Genomic DNA, 14,848 nt, shown 5'->3' with positions numbered 1-14,848 from the left:
ACCCTGTCTCGCGACGGAGGCCGAAGACCTCCCGAACAGGCCACCCCGAGCCGGCCGGCACCGCCGGGCGCCTGCGGCGCCAGTCGCGATGCGAAGCATCCCTCCCACCGGCGGCTCCATACGACAACACCCCCCAAGGCGACGCCTTGGGGGGTGTTGAGGTTTTGACTTACAGCTTACGGCTTAAAGCTTACAGCTGGAGTCACAGATGCTCGACGCCCGAGATCTCGTACTCGACGTCGCCACCCGGGGTCTTGACCACCACCACATCACCCTCCTCCTTGCCGATCAGGGCACGGGCGATGGGCGAGGTCACGGAGATCCTGCCCTGCTTGATGTCCGCCTCATCCTCGCCGACGATCCGGTAGGTCACCTCCTCGTCGTTGTTGAGGTTGAGCAGCTCCACGGTGACACCGAAGATCACCTTGCCCGTCCTGGGCAGCTTGGTGACATCGATCACCTGGGCGTTGGAGAGCTTGCCTTCGATCTCCTGGATACGCCCCTCGATAAAGCCCTGCTGCTCGCGGGCCGCATGGTACTCGGCGTTCTCCTTGAGATCACCATGCTCGCGGGCCTCGGCGATGGCGGCGATCACCCTGGGACGCGCCTCGCCCTTGAGGTGCTCGAGCTCCTCGCGCAGACGCGACTCTCCGGCGACGGTCATCGGGACCTTGTTCATTGCGCAGCTCCTGCATGCAATTCCTGTAGCCGCCGCACCGTGATCTCGTTGCCGTACTCGAGCGCCAGACAAACGGCGTTCGCCCCCGCCAGCGTGGTGGCGTAGGGAACCTTGCGGGCAAGCGCGGTGCGACGGATCACCGAGGAGTCGTTGATCGCCTGGCGACCCTCGGTGGTATTGACGATATAGGCGATCTCGTCGTTCTTGAGCAGATCGACGATATGCGGGCGGCCTTCAAAGACCTTGTTCACGACCTCGACGTCGATACCCTCGGCCTTCAGGGCCGCCGCGGTACCGCCGGTCGCGCACAGTGTAAAGCCCAATGTTATCAGAGAACGGGCCACCCCGATAACACCCGCCTTGTCCGGCTCACGTACCGAGAGGAACGCCTTGCGCGGCCCGGAAAGCGGCGGAATCGCCTCGCCGGCCCCCAGCTGCGCCTTGTAGAAGGCCTCGGCGAAGGTATCCCCGCTGCCCATCACCTCACCGGTGGATTTCATCTCCGGCGACAGGATCGGGTCGACCCCCGGGAACTTGTTGAACGGGAAGACCGCCTCCTTGACGCTGAAGAAGTGCGGCACGATCTCGCGGGTGAAGCCCTGCTCCTCGAGGGTGGTGCCGGCCATGCAGCGCGCGGCGACCTGGGCCAGCGAGGTGCCGATGCACTTGGAGACGAAGGGCACGGTACGCGAGGCGCGCGGGTTGACCTCGATGATGTAGATCTCGCCGTCCTGCCAGGCCAGCTGCACGTTCATCAGCCCCTTGACGCCCAGCTCCACCGCCATCTGGCGCACCTGTTCGCGCATCGCGTCCTGCACTTCGGCGGGCAGCGAATAGGGCGGCAGCGAACAGGCGGAGTCACCGGAGTGCACGCCGGCCTGCTCGATATGCTGCATGATGCCGCCGATCACGACCTGCTTGCCGTCGCTGACCGCGTCGATATCGATCTCGACGGCGGCATTGAGGAAGTGGTCGAGCAGCACCGGCGAGTCGTTGGAGACCTTGACCGCGTGGGTCATGTAGTTCTCGAGCTCGGAGGCGTCATAGACGATCTCCATGGCGCGCCCGCCCAGTACATAGCTGGGACGCACCACCAGCGGATAGCCGATGGCCTCGGCCTTGGCGAAGGCCTCCTCGAAGCTGCGCGCGGTGGCATTGGGCGGCTGCTTGAGGCCCAGCTTGTCGATCATCTGCTGGAAGCGCTCACGGTCCTCGGCGCGGTCGATGGCATCCGGGGTGGTGCCGATGATCGGCACGCCGGCGGCCTCCAGCTCGCGGGCCAGCTTCAGCGGGGTCTGACCGCCGAACTGCACGATCACGCCGACCGGCTGCTCCTTGTCGGCGATCTCCAGCACATCCTCCAGGGTCACCGGCTCGAAGTAAAGGCGGTCACTGGTGTCGTAGTCGGTGGAGACGGTCTCCGGGTTGCAGTTGACCATCACCGTCTCGTAGCCGTCATCGTGCATGGCGAAGGCGGCGTGGACGCAGCAGTAGTCGAATTCGATGCCCTGGCCGATCCGGTTGGGCCCACCGCCCAGCACCATGATCTTCTGGCGGTCGGAGACCTCCGCCTCGCACTCCTCCTCATAGGTGGAGTACATGTAGGCGGTGTCCGAGGCGAACTCGGCGGCACAGGTGTCGACCCGCTTGTAGACCGGGCGGATACCGGCCTTCTGACGCGTCCTGCGAAACTCCTTCTCGGAGACACCGAGCAGCGAGGCAAGGCGGGCGTCGGAGAAGCCCTTGCGCTTGAGACGGAACAGCTCGCGGGCGTCGAGTTCGGAGAGCGAGCGCTTGGCGACCTCGCCCTCGGTGGCGACCAGGTCCTCGAGCTGCACCAGGAACCAGGGGTCGATATTGGTCAGCGTGAAGATCTCATCGCGCGTCATGCCGGCGCGCATGGCATCGGCGATAAAGAAGATGCGCTCGGCCCCGGCGGCCTGCAGCTCGCCCTTGATATGGGCCATCCCGTCGGCATCGAAGCGGGTCACCTTGGGGTCCAGACCATCGTTGCCGGTCTCCAGGCCGCGCAGCGCCTTCTGCAGCGACTCCTGGAAGGTGCGGCCGATCGCCATCACCTCGCCCACCGACTTCATCTGGGTGGTCAGGCGGTCGTTGGCCTGGGGGAACTTCTCGAAGGTGAAGCGCGGAATCTTGGTGACCACGTAGTCGATGGAGGGCTCGAACGAGGCCGGGGTCTGGCCGCCGGTGATGTCGTTCGAAAGCTCGTCCAGGGTGTAGCCCACGGCCAGCTTGGCGGCGATCTTGGCGATCGGGAAGCCGGTGGCCTTGGAGGCCAGCGCCGAGGAGCGTGACACCCGCGGGTTCATCTCGATGACCACCATGCGCCCGGTCCTGGGGTCGACGCCGAACTGCACGTTGGAGCCGCCGGTCTCGACGCCGATCTCGCGCAGCACCGCCAGCGAGGCGTCGCGCATGATCTGGTACTCCTTGTCGGTCAGCGTCTGGGCCGGGGCCACGGTGATGGAGTCACCGGTGTGCACGCCCATGGGGTCGAAGTTCTCGATGGCGCAGACGATGATGCAGTTGTCGTTGCGATCACGCACGACCTCCATCTCGTACTCCTTCCACCCCAGCAGCGACTCGTCGATCAGCAGCTCGTGGTTGTTGGAGAGCTCGAAGCCGCGGGTACAGATCTCCTCGAACTCCTCCTTGTTGTAGGCCACGCCCCCGCCGGAACCGCCCATGGTGTAGGAGGGGCGGATGATCACCGGGAAGCCGAGCTCGCCCTGGATCTCCCAGGCCTCGTCCATGGTGTGAGCCACCTTGGCCTTGGGGCACTCCAGGCCGATGCGTTTCATGGCCTGGTCGAAGAGGTCACGGTCCTCGGCCTTGTTGATGGCATCGGCATTGGCACCGATCATCTCCACGCCGTGCTTGGTCAGCACGCCATGCTTGTCCAGCTCCAGGGCGCAGTTGAGCGCGGTCTGCCCGCCCATGGTGGGCAGAATGGCATCCGGCTTCTCGGCCTCGATGATCTTCTCCACCGCCTGCCAGGTGATCGGCTCGATATAGGTGGCATCGGCCATGGCCGGGTCGGTCATGATGGTGGCCGGGTTGGAGTTGACCAGGATGACCCGGTAGCCCTCCTCGCGCAGCGCCTTGCAGGCCTGGGCGCCGGAGTAGTCGAATTCACACGCCTGGCCGATGACGATAGGGCCGGCGCCAATGATCAGGATGCTCTGGATGTCGGTACGCTTGGGCATGGTGCTTCCCGCAGAAGTAGGTGACGAGTGGTGACGTGTCTCTGGCTCTAACTGGCTCTAAGTGCTAACTCAGGCCCGGCGAGCTCGCATCATCTCGACGAATCGCTCGAACAGCGGCGCCACGTCGCACGGGCCTGGGCTCGCCTCGGGGTGGCCCTGGAAGCTGAAGGCCGGGCAGTCGGTGCGCTCGACCCCCTGCAAGGTGCCGTCGAACAGCGAACGGTGGGTGGCACGCAGATTGGCCGGCAGCTGGGCCTCATCGGCGGCGAAGCCGTGGTTCTGGCTGGTGATCATCACGCGGCCGCTATCGAGATCCTGCACCGGGTGGTTGGCCCCGTGGTGGCCGTGGTTCATCTTCATGGTGCTGGCACCGCTGGCCAGCGCCAGCAGCTGATGCCCCAGGCAGATGCCGAACATCGGAATCCCGCTCTCGAGGAGCTCCTGGATCGCCGTGATGGCATAGTCGCAGGGCTCGGGGTCACCGGGACCGTTGGAGAGGAAGATCCCGTCCGGGCTCATCGCCAGCACCTCGGCGGCCGGAGTCTGGGCCGGCACCACGCTGAGACGGCAGCCGCGGGAGGCCAGCATGCGCAGGATGTTGTACTTCACGCCGAAGTCGTAGGCCACCACATGGAAGGGGCGCTCGCCCTGGCTGGCGTCGCTGTAGCCCTGGCCCAGGGTCCACTCGCCCTCGGTCCACTCGTAGGGCGCCTTGCAGGAGACCACCTTGGCCAGATCCATGCCCGCAAGGCCCGGGAAGTCACGGGCGGCGGCCAGTGCACGCTCGACGGCATCCTCACCTTCGGCCTCGGTACCGGCCAGAATCGCGCCGTTCTGGGCACCCTTGTCACGCAGCAGGCGGGTCAGGCGACGGGTGTCGATCTCGGCGATGCCCAGCACATTCTGGCTCTTGAGATAGTCGGAGAGGGTCTGCTCGCAGCGGAAGTTGCTGGCCAGCAGCGGCAGGTCGCGAATCACCAGGCCGGCGGCGGCGATGCCGCTGGACTCCACGTCCTCGGCATTGACGCCGGTATTGCCGATATGGGGGTAGGTCAGGGTGACGATCTGGCGAGCATAGGAGGGATCGGTAAGAATCTCCTGATAGCCGGTCATGGCCGTATTGAACACCACCTCACCGCTGGTCTGTCCATCAGCGCCAATCGCCGTGCCATGAAACACACTGCCGTCTTCCAGGGCCAGTATCGCGGGTCTGTTCAAGGTAACGTCCTCCTGCTCGTCAAGGGATTCTCAGCGCCGCCGTACGCCAGTCGCAAAAAAGCGGGATGAAACCTGATATGGACCGGTTTCATCCCGCTTGTTGTCATTCGCTCGGAACTGATGTGCTCAGAACTCTGGGGGCCGAAGCAACAAGCGCTGTGAAGGGGCTCTCACCCATGCGCCCGGCCAAAATTTTGGGGATATTACAGGAATCGCTGCCCGGCGACTACCCCTCCGCCTCCATGGCAGGGCTATCGCAGATGACGGCACCGCTCAAGGCTGTTCCGGCGACAGGCCTTCGAGGGGGCGCTACGAGTACCTCCCTGTAGGCTACCTCGGCCATCCTTGGTCCTCGGACCCCCTCTCCGGCCTGGCCCCGGCGCCTTTCACTATCCATGGCGGTAACAGCGATAGTCCTGGGTTACCCCCTCACTCCAGACCGAGCACGTCCTGCATCGCATAGCGGCCGTTGCCCTGACCGGCGACCCAGCGTGCCGCGCGCACCGCGCCCTTGGCAAAGGTCATGCGACTGGAGGCCTTGTGGGTGATCTCGATGCGCTCACCCTCGCTGGCGAACATCACCGTATGCTCACCGACGATATCCCCGGCGCGCACGGTGGCGAAGCCGATCTCCTTGTCGCTGCGCGGGCCACACTGACCGACACGCTCATACACACCGTACTCCTTGAGCGGGCGCTCCAGGGCATCGGCCATTACCTCGCCCATCTTGAGCGCCGTGCCGGAGGGCGCATCCACCTTGTGGCGATGGTGCGCCTCGATCACCTCGATATCGTACCCCTCGTCGCCCAGCGCCTTGGCCGCGGTTTCCAGGAGCTTGAGGGTCAGGTTGACCCCGACGCTCATATTGGGCGCGAAGACGAAGGGCAGCCGCTCGCTGTAGCCCTCCAGCGTGGCCAGCTCCTCATCGGCAAGCCCGGTGGTCCCGATCACCATGCGCTTGCCATGCTCGGCACAGAACGCCAGGTTGGCCAGCGTGACCCGGGGGGCGGTGAAGTCGATCAGCACATCGAAGTCATCGACGATGGCCTCCAGCGACTCCACGGCGGCCACGCCCAGCCTGCCGACTCCCGCTAGCTCGCCGATATCGGCTCCCGCCAGCGTACTGCCCGGCTCGACGATGCCCCCCGCCAGGGTGGCGCCATCATCCTGCTGAACGGCGTTGACCAGGGTGCGGCCCATGCGGCCGGCGACACCGACGATGGCGATACGGGTCATAGGAACTCCTGCGTAAGCGGTAGGTTGGCGAATGACCGGAGTATATCAGAGCGAAGGCTATCCCAGCCGTGGCGAGGGCCGCTCGTGCCGCATCAGCAGCGCCATGGCCAGCAGTACCATCAGGCTGCCGGGCAGCCACACCCAGCCGATCTGCGGCGGCGAACGCATAAATAGCAGCAGCATGGAGACGAAGGGCACCAGATAGCCGTAGGCGGTGACCACTCCCGGGGTCAGCGCCGCGGTGGCTCGCTGCATCAGCCAGAAGGTCAGGGCGCTGGAGCAGAGTCCCAGATAGACCAGCAGCGCCAGATCCAGGGCGGTCATGTTCGCCAGATGCTCCAGTGGCTCGGTGGCGAGCCCCAGCGCGCCGACCAGCACGCCCCCCAGCCCCAGGCTCCAGAAGGTGCGAACTGCTGCCGACTCCGGCAGATGCTCTCTGGCCAATCCCCAGCGGCTAAGCACCGGATAGAGCGCCGAGGAGAGGCAGCCCGCGAAGAACACCGCCTCGCCGAGACCGAAACGCAGCTCGCCGCCCTGCTGCCACCCCTCGGCAACAGCCAGCCCCAGGGCACCGAGGGCCCCCAGGGCGAGGATCGCCGGCAACCGCCAGCCCGGGGCCTCCACTCGCAACCCCCGCCCCAGCAGGAAGGCCAGCAGCGGTACCGTGACATACAGGGTCGCCATGGAGAGTGCCGTGGCGTGATGGGCGGCCCAGAACATCGCCGCGAAGAAGCCGGCCAGGCATGCCCCCATCAGCGCATAGAGCGGCAGACTTCGTCCTTGCGGCAAGAAGTTCGCCGAACGCCTGGCCAGCAGATAGAGGCCGGCGCAGGCGATGGTGAAGCGCAGGGCGGTAAGCAGCAGCGGCGGCAACTCGCTCATCAGCCCCACCACGGGAAAGGAGAGCCCTACCAGCATCGCCCACACCAGCATGCCGAGATGGGCACCACGGGCGGTTACGTTCTGGCTCACGCCTCCCAGACGATATCCAGCTCGACGCCCCTGAGCTCATCCAGGGCATTGTCCACCTGGCCCTCGAGCTCGTTGTGGCTCTCATCATCCAGGGCCTCCACCACCACCAGCAGCTTGTCCGGCTGGGCCTGCAGGTAGCAACTGCCCTCCTCGAAGGTCACCTGCACCGGATCGCTGGCACGATCTATCTCCTTGGCACCGGCCCAGCGCTTGCAGAGCTGGTCGATCAGGGCCGCCGCATCCTCGGCGTGCAACTCGGCGCGTGAAACAGGCATAACGCTTATCCTCTGCAGAAATGTCGAGACTCCAGACTATGATGCCGCCCCGTGGAACGCCACCCCCTCCCCGCCTACGCTGCCCGCCACGCCACCGGCGCCAACGGGAGTCACATCGGGCGACTTCCTGGCACACTGGGGTCATCCAGGACACCAGTCATGACCGGGAGGGTTAGCCAATGCTCATCAACTGTGTGGTCTACGACAAGGGCCACCGCCTGCACGATATCCAGCCCGACCAGATCGGCGACTACCTGGGGCAGCCCGACCGATTTGTCTGGGTGGCCCTGCACGACCCCAGCGCACAGGAGATGGCACACTACCAGGAGGCGTTCGGCCTTCATGAGCTGGCCGTGGAGGACACCCTGAAGGGTGACCAGCGCCCTAAGCTCGAGGAGTACGACTCGGCGCTGTTCATGATCATGCACATGGTCTCCATGACCGAGGGCGAACTGCAGTCTGGGCAGGTGGCGGTATTCGCCGGCCCCGGCTACGTGCTCTCGGTGCGACTGCATCCGGGCCAGGGCTTCGCCGAGGTGCGCAGGCGCTGCGAGAGCGACCCCAAACTGCTCAGCCAGGGGCCGGCCTTCGTGCTCTACGCGCTGCTGGATGCGGTGGTCGACCACTACTTCCCGATGGTGCAGGCACTGGAGGCGGAGCTGGAGAGCATCGAGGACCAGATCTTCGTCCAAGGGTCGGCTCGCACCAGCCTGGAGCGGCTCTACCAGCTCAAGCGCCAGACCATGCAGCTGAAGCACGCCGCCATGCCGCTGGGCGAGGCGGTCAGTCACCTGTTCGGCGGCCGGGTGCCGGCACTCTGCCGCGAGACCCGGGAGTACTTCCGCGACGTCTACGACCACCTGCACCGCATCGAGTCGGCGGTGGACACCATCCGCGAGATGATCATCACCGCCATCCAGGTGAACCTCTCGATGGTTGCCATCGACGAGGGCGAGGTGAACAAGCGGCTCGCCGCCTGGGCAGCGATCTTCGGCGTGGCCACCATCTTCGCCGGCATCTGGGGGATGAACTTCACTCATATGCCCGAGCTCGACTGGCGGATCGGCTACCCCCTGGCCCTGCTGGCCATGGGTGGCGCCTGCGGCGCCCTCTATCGACGCTTCCGCCGTGCCGGGTGGCTGTAGTGAAGTCATTGGCCTCCACCTGAGGCGCTGAGTCATGCCTTGAAATGCAGCAGGGCCCCGTCACCTCTCGGTGACGGGGCCCTGCCAGGCGCTTGCCAGGAAGAAACCGTTACGGCTTCATATCCTCGAAGAACTTCTTCACGCCGTCGAAGAAGCCGCTCTTCTTGGGCGAGTGGTGGGCACTGCTGGAGCCACCCAGGCTGTCCTGGAACTGACGCAGCAGCTCTTTCTGTTCTTCCGTGAGCTTCACCGGCGTCTCGATCACCACCTTGCAGATCAGGTCGCCAGGCGCGCCACCGCGCACCGGCTTGACGCCCTTGCCCCGCAGGCGGAAGAGCTTGCCGGTCTGGGTCTCGGCCGGGATCTTCAGCTTGACCCGCCCCGCCAGGGTGGGCACCTCGAGCTCGCCACCCAGCGCCGCATCGACGAAGTTGATCGGCACCTCACACTGCAGGTTGCGGCCGTCGCGCTGGAAGATCGGGTGCGGCTTGAGGTTCACCTGCACATAGAGATCCCCGGGCGGGCCGCCGTTGATGCCGGCTTCGCCTTCGCCGTTAAGGCGAATGCGGTCGCCGGTATCCACCCCGGCGGGAATCTTCACCGACAGGGTGCGGGTCTCGCGTACACGCCCCTCGCCATTACACTTGTGGCACGGCACCTTGATGTGCTGACCGGAGCCATGACAGGTCGGGCAGGTCTGCTGCACGGCGAAGAAGCCCTGCTGCATGCGCACCTGGCCGTGGCCGGAACAGGTCGGGCAGGTCTCCTTGCTGGAGCCCGGCTCGGCACCGTCGCCGTCACAGCGCTCACACTCGATATGGCGCGGCACGCGGATATCCACGCTGGTGCCGGATACGGCATCCTCGAGGTCGAGCTCGAGGTTGTAGCGCAGGTCGCTGCCGCGGGCCGGGGCGTTGGGATGACGCCGGCCACCGCCGCCACCGAAGATATCGCCGAATACGTCGCCGAAGATATCGCTGAAGCCACCGGCACCGGCGCCACCGAAGCCGCCTCCGCCGAAGCCACCACCCTGGCCATCCACGCCGGCATGACCGAACTGGTCATAGGCGGCACGCTTCTCGCTGTCGCTGAGTACCTCGTAGGCCTCGGAGACCTCGCGAAACTTCTCCGCCGCGCCGTCATCATCCGGATTGCGGTCGGGATGGAATTTCTGGGCGAGCCGGCGGTAGGCCCTCTTGATCTCTTTGGTATCGGCACCGCGCTCTACGCCCAGCACCTCGTAATAGTCGCGTTTGGACATGGGTCTGTCCGCCTCCGTCGCGGTCCCTCGGAAACACCAACGCGGGAGTCAGGCCCCCGCGCTGGTGTCATCCATGGCTTAGATGCGTCGTTCAGATGCGTAGTTTACTGCTTCTTCTGGTCGTCGTTGACTTCTTCGTACTCGGCGTCGACCACGTCATCTTCCGGCTTGGCACCGGCGTCGCCCGCCTCGGCACCTTCCTGCTGGCCGGCTTCGGCCTGGGCGGCATACATCTTCTGCGCCAGGTTGCCGGAGGCCTCGGTCAGCTTGTCGAGCTTGGCCTGGATGTCATCCTTGTCGTCACCCTTGATGGCCTCTTCCAGCTCCTTGGCGGCGCTTTCGATGGCTTCCTTCTCTTCGTCGGTGGCGTGCTCACCGGCTTCTTCTACGGTCTTGCGTGCGGCGTGGACCATGCCATCGGCCTGGTTGCGCAGCTGAACCAGCTCCTCGAACTTCTTGTCCTCGTCGGCGTGGGCCTCGGCGTCCTGGACCATCTGCTCGATCTCGTCATCGGAGAGACCACTGGAGGCCTTGATAACGATCGACTGCTCCTTGCCGGTGGCCTTGTCCTTGGCGGACACGTTGAGGATGCCGTTGGCGTCCAGGTCGAAGGCGACCTCGATCTGCGGCACGCCACGCGGTGCCGGCGGAATGTCGGCCAGGTCGAAGCGACCCAGTGACTTGTTGCCGCCCGCCTGCTTGCGCTCACCCTGCAGCACGTGAATGGTCACGGCGGTCTGGTTGTCATCCGCGGTCGAGAAGGTCTGGGTCTTCTTGGTCGGGATGGTGGTGTTCTTCTCGATCAACGGCGTCATCACGCCACCCAGGGTCTCGATGCCCAAGGTCAGCGGCGTGACGTCGAGCAGCAGCACGTCCTTGACGTCGCCGCCCAGCACGCCGCCCTGGATGGCAGCACCCACGGCCACGGCCTCGTCCGGGTTGACGTCCTTGCGGGCGTCCTTGCCGAAGAAGTCGGCAACCGACTGCTGAACCATGGGCATGCGGGTCTGACCACCGACCAGGATGACGTCATCGATCTCGGAGGCGGACAGGCCGGCATCCTTGAGCGCGGTCTTGCAGGGCTCGAGAGAGCGCTTGACCAGGTCCTCGACCAGCGACTCGAGCTTGGCACGGGTCACCTTGACGTTGAGGTGCTTGGGACCGGTGTTGTCGGCCGTGATGTACGGCAGGTTGACGTCGGTCTGCTGGGCACTGGAAAGCTCGATCTTAGCCTTCTCGGCGGCTTCCTTGAGGCGCTGCATGGCGAGGTTGTCGCCGGACAGGTCGATGCCGCTGTCGCTCTTGAACTGGTCGACCAGGTAGTTGATCAGCGCCAGGTCGAAGTCCTCACCACCCAGGAAGGTGTCACCGTTGGTGGCCAGCACCTCGAACTGAGTCTCGCCGTCGACATCCGCCACCTCGATGATGGAGATATCGAAGGTGCCGCCGCCCAGGTCGTAGACAGCGATGGTCTTGTCGCCACGTGACTTGTCCATGCCGTAGGCCAGCGCCGCCGCGGTCGGCTCGTTGATGATGCGCTTGACCTCGAGGCCGGCGATGCGACCCGCGTCCTTGGTGGCCTGGCGCTGGCTGTCGTTGAAGTAGGCCGGCACGGTGATGACCGCCTCGGTGACTTCCTCACCCAGGTAGTCTTCCGCGGTCTTCTTCATCTTCTTCAGCACTTCAGCGCTGACCTGGGGCGGTGCCAGCTTCTTGCCCTTCACCTCGACCCAGGCGTCGCCATTGTCGGCCTCGGCGATCTTGTAGGGCACCATCTTGATGTCCTTCTGGACCACGTCGTCCTTGTAGCGACGACCGATCAGGCGCTTGATGGCATACAGGGTGTTCTCGGGGTTGGTGACCGCCTGGCGCTTGGCCGACTGCCCAACCAGCGTCTCGCCATCATCGGTGTAGGCGATGACGGAAGGTGTTGTGCGGGTACCCTCGGCGTTCTCGATCACCTTGGCGCTGTCACCGTCGAGCACGGCGAGACAGGAGTTGGTGGTACCCAGGTCAATTCCGATGATGCGTCCCATAGGAAATCCTCGAAAGTCGTGTGATGTATTCAGGAGTGGTATTCAGCGGCCTGCGCCGCGGAGTTGCTTTCTATCTGGGGGCCGCGGAGAACTTTTCAAGCCTTGCGACCCGGATTTGTTGCCGTTCAGCCGGCAGCCTGGCTGACCACCACCATGGCCGGACGCACCAGGCGACCGTTGAGCAGATAGCCCTTCTGGACCACCTCCATCACGCTGTTGGGGTCGAGCTCGGGGTTGGGCACCATGGCCATGGCCTCGTGGTACTGCGGGTCGAAGGGCTCACCGGCGGGGTCCACCACCTCGACGCCGAACTTGCCGAGCACATCGAGCTGCAGCTTGAGGGTCATGGAGACACCTTCGCGATGGCTCTCGCTCGCTCCGTCGGCCATGGCCTCCAGCGCCTTCTCGAGGCTGTCGACCACCGGCAGCAGCTCCTTGACGAACTTCTCCAGGGCGAACTTGCGCGCCTTCTCGGCGTCCTGCTCGGCGCGGCGGCGTACGTTCTGGGCCTCGGCGGCGGCGCGCAGCGCCTGGTCCTTGGCCTCCGTTACACTCTGCTCGAGCTCCTCGACACGGGCCGCCAGCACCTCGGCCTCGGGGTTGTCACTCTCCGCTGCTGCCTGGTCGGCCTGATCAGCGGCCTCGGCCGCGTCCTCCAGCTCACCTTCCACGAGCTCCGGCTCGGCCTGGGGCTCTGCCTCCTCCTCGTGGTGCTTGAGCTCCTCGTCCAGCGGGGTCTGGGGGTCTTTGGCCATGGGTCTCTCCTGAAGCGCTTGTCTAGGGTGCGAAAACGGCGTCGCGAGGGCGCCGATGCTGCATGTATGGCTACGTGAAACGGTTATGCCCGCTATATGGGGACGCCTCGTCGGAACTCAAGGCATCGAGTCTCAACTCGCGATTCAACTCGTTTTTCAAACCAGGTTTCATCGACCGACTGTGCATTGTCGGGAGCCCTGAACTACTGTATAAAAACTCAATTCTTGTATGCATGAACAGTAGCCAGCAGACAGGCCCGCCCGGGGAGACACCATGCTGACGGAACTTGCCATTCGCGACTTCGCCATCGTCGACCATCTCGAGCTGGAACTCGCCGGCGGCATGACCGCCATCACCGGCGAGACCGGCGCCGGCAAATCGATCCTGCTCGGGGCTCTCGGCCTCTGCCTGGGCGAGCGTGCCGATGCCGCCAGCGTGCGCCACGGCCGGGAGCGCGCCGACCTCTCCGCCCGCTTCGATATCACCGACCTGCCCCAGGCCCGCGACTGGCTGGCCGCCCGGGAGCTACCCGGCGACGACTGCCTGCTGCGGCGAGTGGTGAGTGCCAACGGCCGCTCCAAGGCATGGATCAACGGCCAGCCGGTGACGATCGCCGATCTGCGCGGCCTGGGCGAGCACTTGATCGAGGTGCATGGACAGCATGCCCATCAGCAGCTGTTGCGCGAAGAGACCCACCTTCGCCTGCTCGACGACTTCGCCGGACATCGCGACACCGTCGCCGGCATGGCCGAGCGCTTTCGCGCCTGGCAGGCCGCCCGGCGACGGCTCAAGCGCCTGGCCGAGGATGGCGACGAGCTGAGCGCCCGCCGCCAGCTGGTGCGCTACCAGGTCGAGGAACTCGACCAGCTGGGCCTCGCCGAGGGCGAACTGAAGGCCCTGGAGGAGGAGCAGGAGGAGCTGGCCCACGCCGAGGAGCGCCTGCGCGAGGCGCAGTTCGCCAGCGAGTGCTGCGACAGCGACGAGGGTGGCGCCATCAGCTGTCTCACCCAGGCGATCACTCGGCTCGAAACGCTGCCTGGCTGCGACCGAGGTCGCCTGGCGGAGACGCTGACCATGCTCGGGGAGGCGCGCATCCAGGTCGAGGAGGCGGCCCGCGAACTGACCCACCTCGCCGCGGATACCGAGCTCGACCCCGAGCGCCTGGCCTGGGTGGATGAGCGCCTGGGGGCCGTGCACCGCCTGGCACGCAAGCACCATGTGATGCCCGAGGAGCTGCTGGCGCTGCATCAGGACCTGCAGGCCGAGCTGGCGACCCTCGAGGAGGGTGACCAGGACCTGGACAGCCTCTCCGCCGAGGTCGAGGCCCTGCGCGAGGAGTGGAAGCGCCTGGCCCGGGAGGTAGGCGAGGCGAGGCGCCAGGCGGCCGCACGCTTCGGCGAGGCCGTGCAGGAGCAGCTAGCCTTCCTGGCCATGGGCAAGGCACGCTTCGAGGTCGAGGTGAGCGAGCGTGAGACGCCCGCCGCCGAGGGACTGGACAGCGTGCGCTTCCTGATTGCCGCCAACCCCGGCCAGCCGGCACGGCCACTGGCCAAGGTCGCCTCGGGGGGCGAGCTGTCGCGCATCAGCCTGGCGATCCAGGTGGTGGCGGCACGCCACTCCACCATCCCCAGCCTGGTGTTCGACGAGGTGGATGTGGGTATCTCCGGCGCCACCGCCGAGATCGTCGGCCAGCTGCTGCGCCGGCTCGGCGAACAGGGGCAGGTGATGACGGTGACCCACCTGCCCCAGGTGGCGGCCCAAGCCCACCGCCATCTGCATATCGAGAAGCAGGCCGAGGGCGACACCACCCTGACCCGCATGGCGCTGCTCGATGAGGCCGGCCGGGTCGGCGAGCTGGCGCGCATGCTGGGCGGGGTCAACCTCTCCGACCGCACCCTGGCCCATGCCCGGGAGATGCTCGATGCCAGCCAGCACCCCCACCACTGATCGCTGCCTGACCGCCGAACAGTGAGTACCGGCCGCGGATAATCGGCCCAGAAACGCCACGGCCCCGATCGGTGATCGGGGCCGTGGCGTTTTAGA

The 14,848-nt window shown here is 65.7% G+C and carries 11 protein-coding genes; 2 read left to right on the top strand and 9 right to left on the bottom strand.

Annotated elements, in window-relative coordinates:
* Positions 1 to 202: 202 nt before the first annotated feature.
* The 6 genes from greA to RM463_RS16935 form a co-directional block, all read right to left on the bottom strand.
* Positions 203 to 679: a transcription elongation factor GreA gene (greA, locus tag RM463_RS16960; RefSeq protein ID WP_299233770.1), complete on the bottom strand. Its 477-nt coding sequence runs from the start codon at positions 677 to 679 to the stop codon at positions 203 to 205.
* Complete coding sequence (gene carB, locus RM463_RS16955; protein WP_311430729.1) at positions 676 to 3,906, bottom strand: carbamoyl-phosphate synthase large subunit; 3,231 nt, start codon at positions 3,904 to 3,906, stop codon at positions 676 to 678. The genes greA and carB overlap by 4 nt, the downstream gene beginning before the upstream one ends.
* A 69-nt stretch (positions 3,907 to 3,975) precedes the next feature.
* On the bottom strand, positions 3,976 to 5,124 hold the full coding sequence (gene carA, locus RM463_RS16950) for a glutamine-hydrolyzing carbamoyl-phosphate synthase small subunit (RefSeq protein ID WP_311430728.1): 1,149 nt from the start codon (positions 5,122 to 5,124) through the stop codon (positions 3,976 to 3,978).
* A 429-nt stretch (positions 5,125 to 5,553) separates the two neighbouring features.
* A complete protein-coding gene (gene dapB, locus RM463_RS16945; protein WP_311430727.1) occupies positions 5,554 to 6,360 on the bottom strand; it encodes a 4-hydroxy-tetrahydrodipicolinate reductase in 807 nt (268 codons plus the stop codon).
* A gap of 57 nt (positions 6,361 to 6,417) precedes the next feature.
* The gene (locus RM463_RS16940) at positions 6,418 to 7,332 is read right to left on the bottom strand and encodes a DMT family transporter (protein WP_311430726.1); all 915 of its coding nucleotides are present in this window, start codon (positions 7,330 to 7,332) and stop codon (positions 6,418 to 6,420) included.
* Positions 7,329 to 7,607, bottom strand: a complete 279-nt coding sequence (locus RM463_RS16935; RefSeq protein ID WP_311430725.1) for a DUF2218 domain-containing protein — start codon at positions 7,605 to 7,607, stop codon at positions 7,329 to 7,331. The genes RM463_RS16940 and RM463_RS16935 overlap by 4 nt, the downstream gene beginning before the upstream one ends.
* A 179-nt stretch (positions 7,608 to 7,786) precedes the next feature.
* Between RM463_RS16935 and corA the strand changes: the two genes are divergently transcribed.
* The gene (gene corA / locus RM463_RS16930; RefSeq protein ID WP_311430724.1) at positions 7,787 to 8,752 is read left to right on the top strand and encodes a magnesium/cobalt transporter CorA; all 966 of its coding nucleotides are present in this window, start codon (positions 7,787 to 7,789) and stop codon (positions 8,750 to 8,752) included.
* Between the two features lie 109 nt (positions 8,753 to 8,861).
* Here corA and dnaJ read toward each other — a convergent pair whose 3' ends face one another.
* The 3 genes from dnaJ to grpE all read right to left on the bottom strand — a co-directional run bounded on the left by dnaJ (position 8,862) and on the right by grpE (position 12,804).
* Positions 8,862 to 10,013, bottom strand: coding sequence for a molecular chaperone DnaJ (gene dnaJ, locus RM463_RS16925; protein WP_311430723.1), 1,152 nt, complete (start codon positions 10,011 to 10,013; stop codon positions 8,862 to 8,864).
* 104 nt (positions 10,014 to 10,117) lie between these two features.
* On the bottom strand, positions 10,118 to 12,049 hold the full coding sequence (dnaK, locus tag RM463_RS16920; RefSeq protein WP_299233784.1) for a molecular chaperone DnaK: 1,932 nt from the start codon (positions 12,047 to 12,049) through the stop codon (positions 10,118 to 10,120).
* 125 nt (positions 12,050 to 12,174) lie between these two features.
* Positions 12,175 to 12,804 carry a nucleotide exchange factor GrpE gene (gene grpE / locus RM463_RS16915; protein ID WP_311430722.1) on the bottom strand — a complete coding sequence of 210 codons (630 nt, stop codon included), beginning with the start codon at positions 12,802 to 12,804 and terminating at the stop codon, positions 12,175 to 12,177.
* Positions 12,805 to 13,078: 274 nt separating this feature from the next.
* Between grpE and recN the strand changes: the two genes are divergently transcribed.
* Positions 13,079 to 14,752, top strand: a complete 1,674-nt coding sequence (gene recN, locus RM463_RS16910; RefSeq protein WP_311430721.1) for a DNA repair protein RecN — start codon at positions 13,079 to 13,081, stop codon at positions 14,750 to 14,752.
* Positions 14,753 to 14,848: the final 96 nt, after the last annotated feature.

Source organism: Halomonas sp. LES1 (genome assembly GCF_031846005.1).
Classification (GTDB): Bacteria; Pseudomonadota; Gammaproteobacteria; order Pseudomonadales; family Halomonadaceae; genus Halomonas.
Note: the sequence above shows the minus strand (reverse complement) of the source record. Positions and strands in the feature narration are given on the sequence as shown.

Coding starts and splice junctions, on each gene's coding strand:
- greA (WP_299233770.1), bottom strand. CDS start 679: ATGAACAAGGTCCCGATGACCGTCGCCGGAGAGTCGCGTCTGCGCGAG.
- carB (WP_311430729.1), bottom strand. CDS start 3,906: ATGCCCAAGCGTACCGACATCCAGAGCATCCTGATCATTGGCGCCGGC.
- dapB (WP_311430727.1), bottom strand. CDS start 6,360: ATGACCCGTATCGCCATCGTCGGTGTCGCCGGCCGCATGGGCCGCACC.
- RM463_RS16935 (WP_311430725.1), bottom strand. CDS start 7,607: ATGCCTGTTTCACGCGCCGAGTTGCACGCCGAGGATGCGGCGGCCCTG.
- corA (WP_311430724.1), top strand. CDS start 7,787: ATGCTCATCAACTGTGTGGTCTACGACAAGGGCCACCGCCTGCACGAT.
- dnaJ (WP_311430723.1), bottom strand. CDS start 10,013: ATGTCCAAACGCGACTATTACGAGGTGCTGGGCGTAGAGCGCGGTGCC.
- dnaK (WP_299233784.1), bottom strand. CDS start 12,049: ATGGGACGCATCATCGGAATTGACCTGGGTACCACCAACTCCTGTCTC.
- grpE (WP_311430722.1), bottom strand. CDS start 12,804: ATGGCCAAAGACCCCCAGACCCCGCTGGACGAGGAGCTCAAGCACCAC.
- recN (WP_311430721.1), top strand. CDS start 13,079: ATGCTGACGGAACTTGCCATTCGCGACTTCGCCATCGTCGACCATCTC.